This window comes from Microbispora sp. H10830 (assembly GCF_014161375.1).
GTDB lineage: Bacteria > Actinomycetota > Actinomycetes > Streptosporangiales > Streptosporangiaceae > Microbispora > Microbispora catharanthi.
In genome coordinates, this window is record NZ_JABBWX010000018.1 from 1 (window position 1) to 15,781 (window position 15,781).

General features: G+C 69.9%; 20 protein-coding genes and 1 tRNA gene. 5 read left to right on the top strand and 16 right to left on the bottom strand.

The window, feature by feature from the left end:
• The 6 genes from HHX35_RS34595 to HHX35_RS34620 form a co-directional block, all read right to left on the bottom strand.
• A partial coding sequence (locus tag HHX35_RS34595) for a hypothetical protein (protein WP_139580521.1) occupies nt 1-267 on the bottom strand: 267 nt, incomplete at its 3' end.
• 420 nt (nt 268-687) lie between these two features.
• Nucleotides 688-1,194 (bottom strand): hypothetical protein, encoded by a 507-nt coding sequence (locus HHX35_RS34600; protein ID WP_310739506.1) that lies wholly within the window; start codon nt 1,192-1,194, stop codon nt 688-690.
• Nucleotides 1,191-1,679, bottom strand: a complete 489-nt coding sequence (locus HHX35_RS34605) for a hypothetical protein (RefSeq protein ID WP_182902866.1) — start codon at nt 1,677-1,679, stop codon at nt 1,191-1,193. Before HHX35_RS34605 ends, HHX35_RS34600 begins: the two co-directional genes overlap by 4 nt.
• Before the next feature lie 194 nt (nt 1,680-1,873).
• Nucleotides 1,874-2,266, bottom strand: a complete 393-nt coding sequence (rplL, locus tag HHX35_RS34610; RefSeq protein ID WP_139580518.1) for a 50S ribosomal protein L7/L12 — start codon at nt 2,264-2,266, stop codon at nt 1,874-1,876.
• A gap of 78 nt (nt 2,267-2,344) precedes the next feature.
• Nucleotides 2,345-2,869 carry a 50S ribosomal protein L10 gene (rplJ, locus tag HHX35_RS34615; protein WP_182902867.1) on the bottom strand — a complete coding sequence of 175 codons (525 nt, stop codon included), beginning with the start codon at nt 2,867-2,869 and terminating at the stop codon, nt 2,345-2,347.
• Nucleotides 2,870-3,093: 224 nt separating this feature from the next.
• Entirely contained in the window at nt 3,094-3,951 is an 858-nt protein-coding gene (locus tag HHX35_RS34620) for a DUF1396 domain-containing protein (RefSeq protein ID WP_182902868.1), read from the bottom strand.
• A 189-nt stretch (nt 3,952-4,140) separates the two neighbouring features.
• Between HHX35_RS34620 and HHX35_RS34625 the strand changes: the two genes are divergently transcribed.
• Nucleotides 4,141-5,358 carry an amidohydrolase family protein gene (locus tag HHX35_RS34625; RefSeq protein WP_182902869.1) on the top strand — a complete coding sequence of 406 codons (1,218 nt, stop codon included), beginning with the start codon at nt 4,141-4,143 and terminating at the stop codon, nt 5,356-5,358.
• Nucleotides 5,359-5,365: 7 nt separating this feature from the next.
• On the opposite strand, the gene HHX35_RS34630 is transcribed toward HHX35_RS34625, so the two are convergent.
• From HHX35_RS34630 to HHX35_RS34655, 6 genes are all read right to left on the bottom strand, one after another.
• Nucleotides 5,366-5,863: a MarR family winged helix-turn-helix transcriptional regulator gene (locus HHX35_RS34630; protein ID WP_182902870.1), complete on the bottom strand. Its 498-nt coding sequence runs from the start codon at nt 5,861-5,863 to the stop codon at nt 5,366-5,368.
• Between the two features lie 100 nt (nt 5,864-5,963).
• On the bottom strand, nt 5,964-6,677 hold the full coding sequence (gene rplA, locus HHX35_RS34635) for a 50S ribosomal protein L1 (protein ID WP_182902871.1): 714 nt from the start codon (nt 6,675-6,677) through the stop codon (nt 5,964-5,966).
• Nucleotides 6,678-6,748: 71 nt separating this feature from the next.
• Entirely contained in the window at nt 6,749-7,180 is a 432-nt protein-coding gene (gene rplK / locus HHX35_RS34640; protein ID WP_139580512.1) for a 50S ribosomal protein L11, read from the bottom strand.
• Between the two features lie 94 nt (nt 7,181-7,274).
• Nucleotides 7,275-8,048, bottom strand: a complete 774-nt coding sequence (gene nusG / locus HHX35_RS34645; protein WP_310739507.1) for a transcription termination/antitermination protein NusG — start codon at nt 8,046-8,048, stop codon at nt 7,275-7,277.
• A gap of 55 nt (nt 8,049-8,103) precedes the next feature.
• The gene (secE, locus tag HHX35_RS34650) at nt 8,104-8,361 is read right to left on the bottom strand and encodes a preprotein translocase subunit SecE (RefSeq protein ID WP_030510284.1); all 258 of its coding nucleotides are present in this window, start codon (nt 8,359-8,361) and stop codon (nt 8,104-8,106) included.
• Between the two features lie 75 nt (nt 8,362-8,436).
• Nucleotides 8,437-8,509: transfer RNA gene (locus HHX35_RS34655), tRNA-Trp, on the bottom strand.
• A gap of 235 nt (nt 8,510-8,744) precedes the next feature.
• On the opposite strand from HHX35_RS34655, the gene HHX35_RS34660 reads away from it, so the two are divergent.
• A complete protein-coding gene (locus tag HHX35_RS34660; RefSeq protein ID WP_182902872.1) occupies nt 8,745-9,950 on the top strand; it encodes a pyridoxal phosphate-dependent aminotransferase in 1,206 nt (401 codons plus the stop codon).
• Nucleotides 9,951-10,143: 193 nt separating this feature from the next.
• On the opposite strand, the gene HHX35_RS34665 is transcribed toward HHX35_RS34660, so the two are convergent.
• Together HHX35_RS34665 and HHX35_RS34670 are read right to left on the bottom strand one after the other, a co-directional pair.
• Nucleotides 10,144-11,142, bottom strand: coding sequence for a PASTA domain-containing protein (locus HHX35_RS34665; RefSeq protein ID WP_182902873.1), 999 nt, complete (start codon nt 11,140-11,142; stop codon nt 10,144-10,146).
• Nucleotides 11,139-11,639: a SigE family RNA polymerase sigma factor gene (locus HHX35_RS34670; protein WP_079319144.1), complete on the bottom strand. Its 501-nt coding sequence runs from the start codon at nt 11,637-11,639 to the stop codon at nt 11,139-11,141. The genes HHX35_RS34665 and HHX35_RS34670 overlap by 4 nt, the downstream gene beginning before the upstream one ends.
• 74 nt (nt 11,640-11,713) lie before the next feature.
• On the opposite strand from HHX35_RS34670, the gene HHX35_RS34675 reads away from it, so the two are divergent.
• Nucleotides 11,714-12,733 carry an adenosine deaminase gene (locus HHX35_RS34675; RefSeq protein WP_182902874.1) on the top strand — a complete coding sequence of 340 codons (1,020 nt, stop codon included), beginning with the start codon at nt 11,714-11,716 and terminating at the stop codon, nt 12,731-12,733.
• 9 nt (nt 12,734-12,742) lie between these two features.
• Here the strand turns inward: HHX35_RS34675 and HHX35_RS34680 are convergent, their stop codons facing one another.
• Nucleotides 12,743-13,492, bottom strand: coding sequence for a hypothetical protein (locus HHX35_RS34680; RefSeq protein ID WP_182902875.1), 750 nt, complete (start codon nt 13,490-13,492; stop codon nt 12,743-12,745).
• Complete coding sequence (locus tag HHX35_RS34685) at nt 13,476-14,027, bottom strand: RNA polymerase sigma factor (RefSeq protein WP_182902876.1); 552 nt, start codon at nt 14,025-14,027, stop codon at nt 13,476-13,478. Before HHX35_RS34685 ends, HHX35_RS34680 begins: the two co-directional genes overlap by 17 nt.
• Nucleotides 14,028-14,269: 242 nt before the next feature.
• Between HHX35_RS34685 and HHX35_RS34690 the strand changes: the two genes are divergently transcribed.
• Both HHX35_RS34690 and HHX35_RS34695 read left to right on the top strand, forming a co-directional pair.
• The gene (locus tag HHX35_RS34690) at nt 14,270-15,001 is read left to right on the top strand and encodes a methyltransferase (protein ID WP_182902877.1); all 732 of its coding nucleotides are present in this window, start codon (nt 14,270-14,272) and stop codon (nt 14,999-15,001) included.
• A gap of 78 nt (nt 15,002-15,079) precedes the next feature.
• Nucleotides 15,080-15,778: a response regulator transcription factor gene (locus tag HHX35_RS34695; protein ID WP_139580506.1), complete on the top strand. Its 699-nt coding sequence runs from the start codon at nt 15,080-15,082 to the stop codon at nt 15,776-15,778.
• Nucleotides 15,779-15,781 lie beyond the last annotated feature (3 nt).

A 15,781-nucleotide genomic window follows, 5' to 3' on the forward strand; every position in this document is an offset into this window, starting at 1 on the left:
CGACAGGGACATGGTTCCGGAGAAGTCCTCGATGGGACTGATCTCCTCGAAGATCTCTTCGAGACCCGACTGGGCCGGGACGTCCTTGCGCCCGGCCTGGCGAGCCGCCTCAACCCGGCCCTTCCATTTCTCGTTCCCGAGCAGCCAATCAAAGGACTCGGTCTGCAGGGCGAGAAGGTCGGGTACTTCGAGCGGCTCCTCGATGCGTGCGAACGACACGGTTCGGGGACCAGCGGGTACGGCGGAGGCGTTGCGCGAGGCTGCCAACAGATGTCCTTCCGAGGGCTCGCGGACTGACTACACGCACGCCAGACGACCAGGACTAAGAGTTACTCAGAGAGACGGTCGTCAAAGGGCAGCGCAAAGGGGCAGTGTAGCCGATCGGCATACACCTGTCCACTCCGCTATCGCTCTGCGCTCCACGTTGGTGGCAGCATCACCCGTCAGCGCCGAAACGTCAAGCCCGAGAGTCGACATTTCGCCTAACCGACAGGCGTCACGCTGGGTTTTCCCGCCCTCGGGACCGAGCGAGCACCGGGGATCCAGTCCCTACCCGGGACCGGAGACGGGTAACGCTCAGTCACGCGAACGACCCAACGCTGACCGTCGGTCGACGCCGCCATGCCCTGCATACCCAGCCACTGGCACGGCCTAAACGTGTTCTTTGCTAACAATTTAGCCTCGGGCTCAGGGAACGGGCGTGTCACCCAGGAGCGTGGACAGCCGGGAGGCCCGCCAGCCGTCGCCCTGCGTCACCATGACCAGGCGCGCCCTCCCCTGGCTGACCTGCTGCTTCGGCTCCTCCTGACCCGGGCCCGACCGCGTCGTGACCATGTTCACGAACAGCAGCACCCGGACCTCTTCCGGCGTCGCCGACTCCACGCCGGCGGCGGCCACCACCGCGTGTTGCACCGTCCGCCGCTCGCGCGCCTGCGGCCCGAGCGTCGCCGCGAGCGTCCGGTAGTGCTCCGCCAGCTGCCCGGTGGCGTGCGCGCCCGCCCTCAGCATGTCCCGCTCGATCGTACGGTAGTCGTACGACAACATGTCCGGGGCGTAGGATCGGGCGGCCGAGAGGGCTTCCCTGGACGCCCTCTCGGCGGCCTGGACGCGGCGCAGGTCGAGCAGCAGCCACACGGCGGCGACGGCCAGCCCGGCCGCCACGAGGACCGCCAGCGCCCGCAGCAGGCGCCTCACTGCACCAGCTCCGCCCGCGAGACCAGCCACAGGCCCGAGGCCTTCGTGACGTCCATGCGCCAGCGGAAGAAGCGCTCCTCCGGAGGGGCCTTCCTGCCGTCCTCCCAGTGGATCACCGCATCGCCGACGATCAGCACCTGTGCCGTGCGCCGGTCGCCGTCGAGGGAGGCGAGCGCGGAGGCCCGCAGGACGCCCGTCTGGACGGCCTTGTTCTTCAGCGTGGCGGCCCTCAGGGCCGCCTGCCCGGCGGCGTACTGCGCCCGTTCCGGGCCCGTGGAGGTCGCCAGGGCGCGTTTGATGTCGTCGTCGATGCGGCGGTGGTCGATCGACATGAGGCTCACGGCGTGCGCCGCGGCGGCCCGTACGGCCATCTCGCGGTCCTGCGCCGCCGCGAGTGCCTCCGCACGGGCCCGGGCGAGAGAGTGGACCGCCAGGGCGAGCGCGGCCACGAGGAGGACGAGCCCGACGGTCAGCGCGCGCCGCATTCCCGCACCTCCTGAGCACCCGGTCGTCTCGGCCCGTTCACGTCGCGCGGATCCTACTTCCGCACGATAGATCAACGGGCCCGCCCTGCCCATAGGGTCTGGATCTCGTACGGGGTCCGGGCATGCGAAAGGGGCGGTCCCATCCGGCACCTGGATGGACCCGCCCCTTCGGTGAAGCGTGTTACGAGGCCGTCTTACTTGACGGTGACCGTGGCGCCGGCGCCCTCGAGGGCAGCCTTCGCCTTCTCGGCCTGCTCCTTGTTGACCTTGCCGTCGAAGACCGGCTTCGGAGCGCCGTCCACGAGGTCCTTGGCCTCCTTGAGGCCCAGGCTCGTCAGGGCGCGGATCTCCTTGATGACCTGGATCTTCTTGTCGCCGGCGGCCTCGAGGATGACGTCGAACTCGTCCTGCTCCTCGGCCTCCTCGGCGGCGGCCGGAGCGCCGGGGACGCCCGCGGCGGCGACGGCGACCGGAGCGGCGGCCTTGACGTCGAAGGTCTCCTCGAAGACCTTCACGAACTCGGACAGCTCAAGGAGGGTCATCTCCTTGAAGGTCTCGAGCAGCTCGTCGGTGCTGAGCTTCGCCATGATGTGTTCCTCCAGTGGATCTAGCAAAAAACGTGAAAAGGGACCGCGGTGCGCGCTTCCCCCGTCCGCTGCGCGGACCTACTCGCCGGCCTCTTCGCGCTTGGCGCGCAGAGCCTCGGCCAGTCGAGCCATCGTGGTGGGCAGCGCGGCGAAGGTGGCGGCAGCCTGGGACTGCTTGGCCTTCAGTGCGCCGGCCAGCTTCGCGAGGAGCACCTCGCGGGACTCAAGGTCGGCAAGCTTCGTGATCTCGTCGGGGCTCATCGACTTGCCGTCGACGACACCGCCCTTGATCACCAGGAGGGGGTTGGCCTTGGCGAAGTCACGCAGACCCTTGGCCGCCTCCACGACGTCGCCCTTGACGAACGCGATGGCGGTCGGGCCCTGGAACAGATCGTCCAGGACGGTGATCCCGGCGTTGTTGGCCGCGATCTTGGTAAGCGTGTTCTTCGCCACGGCGAACTTCGCATTCCCACCGAGAGAGACGCGCAGCTGCTTGAGCTGAGCGACGGTGAGACCGCGGTATTCGGTCAGAACGGCGGCGCTGGATCCCTCGAACTCACTCTCGAGCTCGGCGATCGCGACGCTCTTCTCCGCCTTCGCCATGGGCCTCCTTCCAGATGTGCCGCCGGCGAAGGCCCTCAGAAAAACAGACAAGCCCCGGCGCAGGCGCACGGGGCTTGGACGGACGTCGAACGTCCTCAAGCGTCTCCACACCTACGCGGGCCGTCCACTCACGTGGATCCTTCGGTCACTGGGCTGCACGCCCGGTGACGACCGGCGGTCTTCGGCAGGAGACAGACTACGTTGTCAACCGGCAGGACGCCAAATCAGCTTCCGGCGCCGGGCGACTGCTGCGTCGTGTGCGGCAGCGTCTGCGGCAGCTCACCGACCTGGTCGGCGGCCGGCGCCTCGATCGAGACCGGCTCGTTGAACGACTTGAACATCGCCGTGGCCTTGAACGTCCCGGCGTCCGGCTTGCCGCCGTTCAGCTCGACCTTGCGCGGCAGGCCCTGGGCGTCGATCCAGGCGTCGAACTTGACGTCCTTGGCGTTCGCGAGCTCGCCCTGCATGCGGCCGCGCTGGTCCTCGGGAAGCTGCTTGACCGCCTCGTCCACCGGGAACGAGCCCGAGTAGTGGGTCGTGTCCACCCCGCCGACCTGCTCGCTGCCCACCGACTTGACGTCCTTGGACGCCGTGAGCATGGCCACGCTCGTCTTCAGGTCGAACTGCTGGGCCTGGGCGAGGTACTGGTCGATGTTCACGCCGGCCTGCGAGCCGAGCTGCTTCAGGTCGAGCCTGATCCACGGCTTGGTGGCGCCCACCAGGGTCTTGAGCATGTCGAGCTTCACGTACGCCACGTCGCCCTGGAGGATCACCCGCACGCCGCCGGGCACGCTCTGCCCGTTGAACGCCACCTGGCTGAGGTTGATGTCCGAGGCGATCTGCGGGGTCTTCTGGTAGAGCATGGTGCCCTGAACGACCCCTCCCTGACCGCCCTTGGCGTCGGTGACGTTCACCACGAGGTCCGCGGCATAGGTGTTGACGTCGTCGGCCTTCTGCGCGGTCTGCTGGATGACCTCGGCCGCCGAGAGCTGTGCGTTCTCGAGAGACGGAGTCGCGGTCGTCCCGCATCCCGCGACCGTGATCGTGGCCACCGCCCCGGCGGCCACCAGTAGTCGTCGCATTGTGTCCATCCCTTCGGTGTCCCCCTTTACCTGCCCTTGACCCTATGCGCCTAACGCCATCGGCGCGCCGCTCCGGTGCAAACCCCCATGAGCTGTGCACAAAACCTCCACATCGCACTTGTTTGCCTTCTTATAGTTAGACTTCGTACTATCTGACGCGGAACCAAAAACGGACGGTGAAGGAGAGCCATGCGTACGCTGATCAAGGACGTGCGGGTGTTCGACGGGGAGCGTGCCATTCCCCGGGCAGACGTGCTGATCGAGGACGACCGGATCGCGGAGTGGGACGGAGGCCCGACCGACGCCGAGATCGACGGCTCGGGCGGGACGCTGCTCCCCGGACTGCTCGACGCCCACACGCACGTCTCCGACGGCATGCTCGCCCAGGCGCTGGCCTTCGGGGTGACCACCGAACTCGACATGTTCTGCCTGCCGTCCAACCTGGCCAGGCAGCGGCGGCTCGCGGCGGACCGCGACGACGTGGCCGACCTGCGCAGTTCGGGAGTGCTCGCGACCGCGCCGGGAGGGCACCCCAGCCAGATCATGGTGGCCGAGGCGGCCGGACTGTCGCACCTGGGCGATGCCGTGGGCCCCTTCGACACGATCGCGGACGCGGGCGAGGCCGAGGCGTTCGTCGAGGCGCGGCTGGCCGAGGGCGCCGACTACCTGAAGATCGTGATCGACGACGGTTCCACCGCCGGGCTGGACCTGCCCGTCCTGTCCCCCGGCGTCGTGGCAGCCCTGGTCGAGGCCGGGCACGCGGCGGGGCTCATGGCCGTCGCGCACATCGCCACCGCCCGGGAGGCCGCCATCGCCCTCGACTCGGGCGTCGACGCGCTCACCCACGTCTTCCACGATCTCGGGCCCGAGGATCCGTACGCGGCCGAACTGGCCGCGCGCATCGCGCGGCAGGGCGTCTTCGTGGTCAGCACGCTCAGCTACATCGAAGTCGTCAACGGAGGCGACGGCGCCGCGGAGGTCTTCGAGGACGAGCGCATCGCGTCACGCCTGCCGGAGGGGTCGGCCGGGACCGCGCGCAGGGACCCCGGGGCGGTCCCGGTGCACCCGCGGGGCCTCGTCAACGCCCTCGGCGCGGCCCGGGCGCTGCACGCCGCGGGCGCGGCCATCGTGGCGGGCACCGACGCCAACTTCCTCGCTCCGCCGCACGGCGTGAGCATGCACCGCGAACTGGCGCTGCTCACCGAGGCGGGCCTCACCTGTGAGGAGGCGCTCGCCGCGGCCACCGCCGTCCCCGCACGGCTGTTCGCGTTGCACGATCGGGGCCGGATCGCGCCGGGCCTGCGCGCGGACCTGCTGCTGGTGGACGGCGATCCGACTCGCGACATCACCGCCACACGCGCCCTCCGCGAGGTCTGGCGCCGCGGCGTGCGGCAGAGCCGGGCCTGAGTACGGCCTACGCGAGGGCGGTCAGGAGATCACGCAGCAACCGATCGAGCGTCAGGGCGTCCTTCGGGGCCAGCCCCGACGCGAGCCGGGCGAGGTTCGCCGCGTGGTCGGTGAGCGTCGCGTCGATGACCTCGCGCCCCTTATCCGACAACGTGATCTTGAAGCTGCGCCGGTCGGCCGGGTCGAGACTGCGCTCGACCAGTCCGGCGGCCTCCAGCCGGTCGAGCCGGCTGGTCATGCCGGCGCGCGACATCATCACCATGTCCGACAGCTCGGACGGGATCAGCGTGTACGGCGGGCCGGAACGGCGCAGCGCGGCCAGCACGTCGAAGTCCCCTGAGCGCAGGCCGTGCCGGTTGAGTACCTCCTCGACCCGGCCCTCGACCACCCGGGCCACCTGGGCGAGGCGACCGAAGACCCCCATAGCCGACAGGTCCAGGTCGGGCCGCTCGCGCCGCCACTGGTCGAGGATGTGATCGACGGAATCGCTGCGCTCTTCGGTCACGGGCCGAGTTTATTCGCCGTCTGATTATCGGCGGACGCGCGGAAGCCCCCGCCCGGAAAGGGCGGGGGCTTCCGTCGTCGTTATCGGCCTGGGTGACGGCTCAGGCGTCGATCTCGGCGGTCATCGCCCGCGTCACGTTCGGGTCGACCGGGATGCCCGGGCCCATGGACGTGGTGAAGGTGACCTTCTTGAGGTAACGGCCCTTGGCCGCCGACGGCTTGAGACGCAGCACCTCGTCCAGCGCCGCGGCGTAGTTCTCCACGAGCTGACGGTCGTCGAAGGACGCCTTGCCGATGATGAAGTGCAGGTTCGCGTGCCGGTCGACCCGGAACTCGATCTTTCCGCCCTTGATGTCGGTGACGGCCTTGGCCACGGCGGGCGTGACGGTGCCGGTCTTCGGGTTCGGCATGAGGCCGCGGGGGCCGAGCACGCGGCCCAGACGGCCGACCTTGCCCATCATGTCCGGGGTGGCGACGACCGCGTCGAAGTCGAGACGGCCCTTGGACACCTCGTCGATCAGCTCGTCGGAGCCGACGATGTCGGCGCCCGCCGCGCGGGCCTCCTCGGCACGGTCACCGGTCGCGAAGACCAGGACCCGGGCGGTCTTGCCGGTGCCGTGCGGGAGGTTGACGGTGCCGCGGACCATCTGGTCGGCCTTGCGCGGGTCGACGCCCAGCCGCAGGGCGACCTCGACGGTCGCGTCGAACTTCGTGGTCGCCGTCTTCTTGGCCAGCCGTACGCCCTCGAGCGGGTTGTACAGGGCCGCGCGGTCGACCTCGGCCGCCGCGTTCTTCCAGTTCTTGCTGCGCTTCACTTCATGCTCCTCGTGGAGATCGTGGTCCGGGCCTGCGCCAGCCCTCCCACTGCGTTTGATGAGGCTGAGAGTCAGTCGGCGATGGTGATGCCCATGGAGCGGGCGGTGCCGGCGATGATCTTCTCGGCGGCCTCGACGTCGTTCGCGTTGAGGTCCTGCATCTTGGTCTCGGCGATCTGGCGAAGCTGCTCGCGAGTCAGCTTGCCCACCTTGTCCTTGTGCGGGTTCGCGCTGCCCTTCTGCAGACCGGCGGCCTTCTTGATCAGCTCGGGCGCCGGCGGCGTCTTCGTGATGAAGGTGAAGGAGCGGTCTTCGAAGATGGTGATCTCGACGGGGATGATGTTGCCCCGCTGGGCCTCCGTCGCCGCGTTGTACTGCTTGACGAAGTCCATGATGTTGACGCCGTGCGGACCGAGCGCGGTACCGACCGGCGGCGCGGGGGTGGCCTGTCCAGCGGGAAGCTGGACCTTCACCAGTGCCGCGACTTTCTTCTTTGGAGGCATTTGTCCTTCTCCGGGTCCTTGGTCCTACAAAAGCCTCACAGGCACGCCGAAGCAGGGCGTGCGTGAGGACGGCTATCGAGTCTACGCGAGGCGGTCAGATCTTCGAGACCTGGTTGAACGACAGCTCGACCGGGGTCTCTCGACCGAAGATCGAGACGAGGACCTTGAGCTTCTGCGACTCGGCGCTGATCTCGCTGACCGTGGCCGGCAGCGTGGCGAACGGCCCGTCCATGACCGTGACGGACTCGCCGACCTCGAAGTCGACGGTCGCGGTGGTCGTCTTGGCCGTGGCCTTCTTGACTTCCTCGGAAGGCTCCGGGGCGAGCAGCTTGGCGACCTCGTCGAGGTTCAGCGGGCTCGGCTTGTTGGACAGGCCGACGAAGCCGGTCACACCGGGCGTGTTGCGCACCGCGGCCCAGGACTCGTCGGTCAGGTCCATCCGGACCAGAACGTAACCGGGAAGCACGCGCTCCTTGATCGGAGTCTTCTTGCCGCCCTTGAACTCCGTGATCGTGTGGGTCGGCACCTCGACCTGGAAGATGAAGTCCTCCATGTTGAGTGACCCGATACGACTCTCGATGTTCTGCTTCACGCGGTTCTCGTAACCGGCGTACGAGTGGATGACGTACCACTCGCCGAACTGGCCGCGAAGCTGACGCTTGAACTCCTCGACCGGGTCGACATCCGGGAGGACGTCGCCGTCCTCGTCGACCTGCGCGGCGGCCTCGGCCGAGTCTTCGCCGCCGTCACCGCCGTCTGAGTCGGCGACCGTGGTCTCCTCGACCTCTGCTACGGCCTCGTCCTGCTCGGTGCCCCACTCGTCATGCTCGTCATGGGAGCGGTCGGCCGGCATCGGGGACTCGGACACGGGACTCTTCCTTCTTCGCTTGGTGTCTTGACGTGCTGTGACGTCTCGGGCGGGATCAGGATCCGCCGAAGAGCCAGAGCACTGCCTTACCCAGCAGCGTATCGATCCCGAACACGAGCCCAACCATGATCACAACGAAGACCAGGACAACTACCGTGTACGAGATCAGGTCATTGCGCCGGGGCCAGATGACCTTGCGCAGCTCGGCGACGACCTGCCGGTAGAACAGAGCGGGCGAGGTGCGCTTTGCCTTCTTCTCACTGGTCGGCTTGCCTGGCTTGCCAGCGGTTTCACCGCGGGTGTCGATCGCCACAGTCCTCACCTGATCCGTCGTGTCCGTCGCAGTTGCGGCGCGCTTTCACGCCATTGTTGCGCGGACCGCACTCCGCAGGGCACGAGGGACTCGAACCCCCAACCGCCGGTTTTGGAGACCGGTGCGCTACCAATTGCGCTAGTGCCCTAAGCCGTGCACCACGATACCCGAGAAACGCGTCGAAGCGTCCGCCGTGGCGTTCACGTGGCCCACTAGTCGGTGAAGTGTACGCGGGATTCACCACTCCGTCGAACCACATGGTCGCCGCACCGCCCGGAGGCGGCCCGGGTGCCGTTCCTGTGCGGTCTAAAGCTACCGTGCGAACCCGTCCGCATCCTGGATATGGAGACGAAACCGCGTGGCGCGTCTGGAACGATGGAGGCATGACCCGACCTCGCATCTCCGCACGCATATCCGCGATCTCCGAGTCCGCGACTCTGGCCGTGGACGCCAAGGCCAAGGCGATGAAGGCGGCCGGTCGCCCGGTCATCGGCTTCGGCGCCGGCGAGCCCGACTTCCCCACGCCCGACTACATCGTCGAGGCGGCCGTCGAGGCGTGCCGGAATCCCAGGTTCCACAAGTACACGCCGGCCGGGGGCCTGCCGGAGCTCAAGCAGGCGATCGCCGAGAAGACTCTGCGCGACAGCGGGTTCCAGGTCGAGGCCGCCCAGATCCTGGTGACGAACGGCGGCAAGCAGGCGGTCTACGAGGCGTTCGCCACACTGCTCGACCCCGGTGACGAGGTCCTGGTCGTGGCGCCCTACTGGACGACGTACCCGGAGGCGATCAAGCTCGCGGGCGGCGTCCAGGTCGACGTGGTCACCGACGAGACGACCGGCTACCTGGCCTCGGTCGAGCAGCTCGAGGAGAAGCTGACCGACCGCACCAAGGTCCTGCTGTTCGTCTCGCCGTCCAACCCGACGGGGGCCGTCTACTCCCCCGCCCAGGTCGAGGAGATCGGCCGCTGGGCGCTGGACAAGGGCCTGTGGGTCGTGACCGACGAGATCTACGAGCACCTGGTCTACGGCGAGGCGAAGTTCTCCAGCATCGCCACCGCCGTGCCCGAGCTGCGCGACCGGGTCGTCGTGCTGAACGGCGTGGCCAAGACGTACGCGATGACCGGCTGGCGGGTGGGCTGGCTGATCGGCCCGTCCGACGTGGTCAAGGCGGCGACGAACCTGCAGTCCCACGCCACCTCGAACGTCTCCAACGTCGCCCAGGCCGCCGCGCTCGCGGCCGTCTCCGGCGACCTGTCGGCCGTCGCCCAGATGCGCGCGGCGTTCGACCGGCGCCGTCAGACCATGGTCCGGATGCTCAACGAGATCCCCGGCGTGGTCTGCCCCGAGCCGTTCGGCGCGTTCTACGCGTACCCGTCGGTCAAGGCGCTGCTGGGCAAGGAGATCCGCGGCAGGCGCCCGCAGACCTCGGCCGAGCTGGCCGAGCTCATCCTGGAGGAGGCCGAGGTCGCGCTGGTGCCCGGCGAGGCGTTCGGCACCCCGGGCTACTTCCGCCTGTCGTACGCGCTGGGCGACGACGACCTGGTCGAGGGCGTCAGCCGGGTGACCAAGCTCCTGGCCGAGGCGCACTGAGCGTCATCGAGGCCACCAGGACCTCGCGAACCCGGCACGAAGGCCCGGTCCCCACCACGTGGGACCGGGCCTTCGTCATGCCGACGACCTGTCGAAAGCAGTACGAAGATGACCCACTGCGGCGGTCGGGTCAGCCCGGGGCGGCCGCGCCTCCGGGCCCGCTGGGGACGCGGAGGCGCGGAACGGGACGGGGTCACTTGTCGAGGGTGACTCCGGCGGCGATCTTCTTGAGCTCCCTGTCGGCCGCCGCCTTGCCGAGCTTGGCCGCGTAGTCAGGGCTGATCATGACCTCGACCCCGACGCCGGGAGCGAGGGTCCACACGATCGTCCGGGTGCCGCCGTCCAGGATCCGGTCGCCGCCCTCCGACAGGCTGACCAGGTAGGCCTTTCTGCCGCCGGCCTCGACCGGCTCGGCGCCCTGTGCGGCGTAGCCCTGCATGCGCTTGGCCAGCACGCTCGCGGCGTCCTTCCGATAGACGATCATCTGGACGCTGTACATGCCGGGTTCGAGCCCGGGCTCCACCCAGCTCGTGGTGTAGCTCCGCTTGCCGAACCCGTCCTTGCCGGACCACTTGCCCCATTCAAGCCCTTCGGGCAGGTAGCCGACGTGCACGCCGCCGAGCGTCCTGCCGTCCCCGAGGTCGCCGAGGTCCTGGGGCATCTGCGGGTCCTGCGTGCCCTCCGTGGTGGATGGGGTCGGGCCGGCCGTTGTGGCGATCGTGATCGTGACCGCCGCCCCGGCGGGAGCGGCCGTCCCCGGCTGCGGCATCTGGGCGAAGACCGTCCCTGCCGGGGCCTCGTCGGTGACGACCTTCGTCACGCGCACCGTGTAGCCCGCCTCCTTCAGGAGGGCGTTGACCTCCGCGGCGCTCTTGCCGACCACGTCGGGGACGACCCCTTCCGGCGTGGCGACCGTGTCGCCGGAGGAGACCGCGGACGCGGCCGGGACTCCCGGGCCGGTGGCGCCGGTCCCGGCGAGGCTGCCGGCGGGCGGGGCGGCGTCGGGCCGGGCGGTCAACGCCACGGGCACGCCCACGGCGACCGCAGCGGTGAGCACGGCCGCCCCCGCCGTACGAAACCTGACGACGTGGCGACGGCTGCGCCGCCGCACGGCCTGGCCCAGCGACGGCGGCGCGTGCACGCCGGCGACCTGAGCGGCCATGGCATCCCTCAGCGCCTCTTCGACGTTCATGCGGACGCTCCTTCCAGGTTTTCCATGCGTGCGCGCACGCGTGCCAGACCGCGGGCGGCCTGGCTCTTGACGGTGCCGACGGAGCAGCCGAGCAGCGCCGCGGTCTCGGCCTCCGACAGGTCCTCCCAGTAGCGCAGGACCAGTACGGCCCGCATCCGGGCCGGCAGCTTCCTGAGCTCGGTGACGAGCACGTCCCGCAGGCCGAGGTCGGGCGACTCCACGGGTGTCTCCGGCGGCTGGGCGAAGGTGATCTCTTGGAGCACCTTGCGCCGCCTGGCCTTGCTGATCGCGCCGTTCACCACGACCCGGCGCGCGTACGCCTCGGGGTTGTCGTGCCGGATGCGCGGCCAGTGCCTGTAGACCTTCTCCAGCGCGTTCTGGACCATGTCCTCGGCGTCGGACGCCGAGGCGCCGCAGACCAGAATCGCGGTGCGCAGGAGGGCGGTGCTGCGCGCGGCCAGGAACTCGTCGAAGGCCGCCTCGTCTTCTTCGGTCATGAGCTCCCCTTTCGTCCCTCCCCAACGCGCCAACCCGGCGACGGGTTGAGAGCGACATGCGGCAACATATGGAGATGGCACGTCCACTAGACACGCTCCCCAAGGCACATCTGCACCTGCACTTCACCGGCTCGATGCGGCATTCGACGCTGATCGAGCTCGCCCGGGAGCAGGGCGTCCACCTCCCCGACGCGCTGGTGGAGGATTGGCCGCCGAAACTGCGGGCGACCGACGAGCGCGGCTGGTTCCGGTTCCAGCGGTTGTACGACATCGCACGGTCGGTGCTGCGCCGGCCCGAGGACGTCTACCGGCTGCTGCGCGAGGCCGCCGAGGACGAGGCCCGGGAGGGGTCGCGCTGGCTGGAGATCCAGGTCGACCCGTCCGGGTACGCCCAGCGTTTCGGCGGGCTGACCGAGACACTCGAACTCGTCCTCGACGCGACGGAGAAGGCGGCCAGGCAGGCCGGGATCGGCATGGCGGTGATCGTGGCCGCCAACCGCATCCGGCACACGCTCGACGCCAGGACGCTGGCCCGCCTGGCGGCCAGGTACGAGGGCAAGGGCGTGGTGGGCTTCGGCCTGTCCAACGACGAGCGGCGCGGCCGGGCCAGGGACTTCGAGCACGCCTTCCGGATCGCCAGGCGTGCGGGGCTGCTCGCCGTGCCGCACGGCGGCGAGTTGCTGGGCGCGGAGAGCGTCGCCGAATGCCTCGACGACCTGGGCGCCGACCGGATCGGCCACGGCGTGCGCGCGGCCGAGTCGCCTCGCCTGATGGAGCGGCTGGCCGACCGGCAGATCACCTGCGAGGTGTGCCCGCTGTCCAACGTGGGCCTCGGGGTGGCGGAACGCCCCGAGGACGTGCCGCTGCGGCGGCTGTTCGAGGCCGGGGTGCCGATCGCCCTCGGCGCCGACGACCCGCTGTTGTTCGGCGCCCGGCTGCTGCCGCAGTACGAGCTCGCGCGGGACGCCTACGGCTTCGGCGACGCGGAGATCGCCGAGCTCGCCCGGCAGTCGATCCGGTCGTCGACGGCGCCCCACGCGGTCAAGAAGGAGTTGCTGAGCGAGATCGACGCCTGGCTCGCCTCCCCCGAGTGAGTCTCCGGTTCATCGGACCGAGGAGGCGATCCGCAGCGCCTCTGCGCGGTCCGGCCCCTCCAGCCGCAGCCCGACCAGCTTGTGCTGCCAGATGAGCGTCGGCCCGGCCACCCGCTCCTCGCGCGGCGCGCCGCCGCCCGAGGGCACGTACGACACGCCGTGAGACCGCGGGATCCACCATCCGCCGACGACGCCCACCTGCTCCGGGAACGGTTCTCCGAGTTCCTTGTGCCAGACGACGCCCAGCGTGCCGTCGAACTCGTCGAGCCGGACGCCCGGCCACAGGAGTGTCACCACACGGCCACCGTCGGCGAGGCGGACGTCGGACGGCTCGCCGAGCGCGGACGGCACGGCGACCGGGAAACGGGCGGTCCGCCGCGCCTCCTCCAGCGTCACCCGGCGCTCGCCGGGCAACGGGCCCGGCACTCCCGTGGGCAGCGGTCCGGCGCCGCCCACGTGGATCTCGACGCCCGCGAAGCGCAGCACCGACACGACCGCGGCCCGGCCCTGCGGCGTGGCCCCGAGCAGCACGGCCATCAGCACCGCCACCGCCGCTGCCGCGACGCGCGGCGACGGCCGCCACGCGGCCCGCCGCCGTGCCCTGTCGTCGGCCCCACTGTTTTCGATGCGGGCGCGTACGGCACGCGCCACGTCGGCGGGAGGCGGCACGGGGGGCACGGCCAGCCCCTCGCCGAGGGCCCGGAGCCGCGCCTCGAGGTCCTCCGGTGCGATCGGATCGCTGTCATCCGAAGTGCTCACGGCCCACCTCCTCCCGCAGGCGCCGCAGGGCCCGGAACGTCCGCGACTTGACCGTGCCGAGCCGCACGCCGAGGACCTCGGCCGTCTCCGCCTCGGACAACTGCAGGAAATACCGGCAGACCACGGCTTCGCGTTCCCCGTCGGGCAGCGCGCGTACGGCCTCCAGCAGCCGGGTCCTGCCGTCGGCGTCCACGGCCGCGCCCTCCGGGTCCTCGGGATCCCCTGGTCCGTACGGCTCCCGCTCGCGGCCCAGCCGTACGGCGAGGTCGGAGCGGCGGCCACGTGACCGGGTGAGGTCGTGGGTCTCGTTGGCCACGATGCGCAGCAGCCAGGGGCGGAAGGACGAACCCCGGCGGAAGCCCTTGAGGTGACGGAACGCCTTGACGAACGCCTCCTGGACGACGTCCTCCGCCTCGTCGGCCGCCCCGAGCAGGCTCGCCGTACGGTGGGCGACCGCGCTGTATCGGGTGACCAGCACCTCGTAGGCGTCAAGGTCACCGGCCAGGGCGCGGGTCACTGCCTCGTCGTCGTCCATAAGGGGGCAATCGGGGGTCGGGACGGAGGTGAAGCCTACGATCAGGCGGGCATCCCGTCCACAGCGCCCGCCGAAAGATCCGAAAGAACGGTGCCGCGGAAAGATTCACAGTGCCGCCGGTGCCGCCGGAACAACCGTGCCGCCCGGAGCTCCCGTCGGCGGCCCCTCCGGCGAAGCGGACGCCCGCCGATGGGGCGGGCACTACACTTTCCACGACCGTCAGCGTGCAGATCGAGGATCCTATGTCTGGGTATGACCGAGTAGTCCAGCCGGCGGCCGGGGACGAGGCTCTGGAGAACCACCTCGGCGGCGACGAGGCCAAGAACTACCGGCAGTACGAGTTCGACATGGTCGCGCCGCACGTCGGGCGGTCGCTCCTGGAGATCGGGTCGGGTCTCGGGCATTTCGCCGAGCAGTTCCTGCCGCGCCTGGACAGGCTCGTGGTGAGCGACTTCGATCCCTACTGCGTGGAGCAACTGCGCAAGAGGTTCGCCGACCGCGACGACGTGTCGGTGCTCCAGTTCGGCCTGCCGACCGAGATCCCCTTGGCCGACCCGGTCGACACCGTCGTCATGATGAACGTCCTCGAGCACATCGAGGAGGACGCCGAGGCGCTGCGGTCACTGGCCAAGGTGACCGCTCCCGGCGGCCGGATCATCATCTGGGTGCCCGGTTACATGCAGCTCTACGGGGACTTCGACCGCAAGGTGGGGCACGTCACCCGCTACACCCCCGCCACGCTGCGCAAGACGGTCACCGCCGCCGGCCTCGACGTGCAGGTGCTCAAGCCGATCAACTTCCTCGGCGGCATCGCCTGGTGGGCGGCCGTGCGGCGGGGTGGCGTGGGCTACCCCGACCCCCGGCTCGTCAAGATCTACGACCGCACCGTCGTGCCGCTGACCCGGCTCATCGAGCGGTTCGTCCGTCCGCCGTTCGGCCAGACCGTGTTCTGCGTGGCCCGCGTCCCGCGCTGACGCACGAGTGCCGCGCGGAGCGGCCACGGAGACCCGAATTGTGCGACAAATGCCTTCTACCTGCACAATGGGTCCCCCATGAGTGAAACCAGGATCCTCGTCGTCGAGGACGAGCCAAACATCCGGGACATCGTGGAAGTCGCCCTCAGGTTCCACGGCTTCCGGGTGACGGCCGTGGGCACGGGGGCCGCGGCGCTCGGCGAGGTGCTGAGGAACCAGCCCGACCTGGTCGTCCTCGACGTCATGCTGCCCGACATCGACGGCTTCGAGGTGTGCCGGCGGATCCGGGCCGACGGCGTGCACCCTCCCGTGATCTTCCTGACCGCCCGCGACGCGGTCGCCGACACCGTGCGCGGGCTGACCCTCGGCGGCGACGACTACGTCACCAAACCGTTCTCGGTCGAGGCGCTGGTCGCGCGGATCCGCGCCGTGCTGCGCCGTACGACCGTGCCGGAGGCGGCCGAGCGGGCGCACGGGCCGATCCTCCGGGTCGCCGACCTGGAGCTCGACGAGGCGCGCTGGGAGGTGCGGCGCGGCGGCGTCCCGGTGGAGCTGTCGCCGACCGAGTTCCGCCTGCTGGCCTTCCTGATGGCCAACGCCGGCTTGGTGCTGACCAAGCGGCGCCTGCTTGAGGAGGTCTGGGGCTACGGCGGGAGCTCGCAGGTGCTGGAGACCTACATCTCCTATCTGCGCCGCAAGCTCGACCCGCTCGGCCCACCGCTGATCCACACCCAGCGCGGCATCGGATACTCCCTGCGCCCGGCCCAGGACATGTGACGG

What these genes read in the sequence shown, in the direction of transcription:
- HHX35_RS34605 (WP_182902866.1), bottom strand. Translation starts at nt 1,679, where the DNA reads ATGCGGCGCGCGCTGACCGTCGGGCTCGTCCTCCTCGTGGCCGCGCTC.
- rplL (WP_139580518.1), bottom strand. Translation starts at nt 2,266, where the DNA reads ATGGCGAAGCTCAGCACCGACGAGCTGCTCGAGACCTTCAAGGAGATG.
- rplJ (WP_182902867.1), bottom strand. Translation starts at nt 2,869, where the DNA reads ATGGCGAAGGCGGAGAAGAGCGTCGCGATCGCCGAGCTCGAGAGTGAG.
- HHX35_RS34620 (WP_182902868.1), bottom strand. Translation starts at nt 3,951, where the DNA reads ATGCGACGACTACTGGTGGCCGCCGGGGCGGTGGCCACGATCACGGTC.
- HHX35_RS34625 (WP_182902869.1), top strand. Translation starts at nt 4,141, where the DNA reads ATGCGTACGCTGATCAAGGACGTGCGGGTGTTCGACGGGGAGCGTGCC.
- rplK (WP_139580512.1), bottom strand. Translation starts at nt 7,180, where the DNA reads ATGCCTCCAAAGAAGAAAGTCGCGGCACTGGTGAAGGTCCAGCTTCCC.
- HHX35_RS34660 (WP_182902872.1), top strand. Translation starts at nt 8,745, where the DNA reads ATGACCCGACCTCGCATCTCCGCACGCATATCCGCGATCTCCGAGTCC.
- HHX35_RS34665 (WP_182902873.1), bottom strand. Translation starts at nt 11,142, where the DNA reads ATGAACGTCGAAGAGGCGCTGAGGGATGCCATGGCCGCTCAGGTCGCC.
- HHX35_RS34670 (WP_079319144.1), bottom strand. Translation starts at nt 11,639, where the DNA reads ATGACCGAAGAAGACGAGGCGGCCTTCGACGAGTTCCTGGCCGCGCGC.
- HHX35_RS34675 (WP_182902874.1), top strand. Translation starts at nt 11,714, where the DNA reads ATGGCACGTCCACTAGACACGCTCCCCAAGGCACATCTGCACCTGCAC.
- HHX35_RS34685 (WP_182902876.1), bottom strand. Translation starts at nt 14,027, where the DNA reads ATGGACGACGACGAGGCAGTGACCCGCGCCCTGGCCGGTGACCTTGAC.
- HHX35_RS34690 (WP_182902877.1), top strand. Translation starts at nt 14,270, where the DNA reads ATGTCTGGGTATGACCGAGTAGTCCAGCCGGCGGCCGGGGACGAGGCT.
- HHX35_RS34695 (WP_139580506.1), top strand. Translation starts at nt 15,080, where the DNA reads ATGAGTGAAACCAGGATCCTCGTCGTCGAGGACGAGCCAAACATCCGG.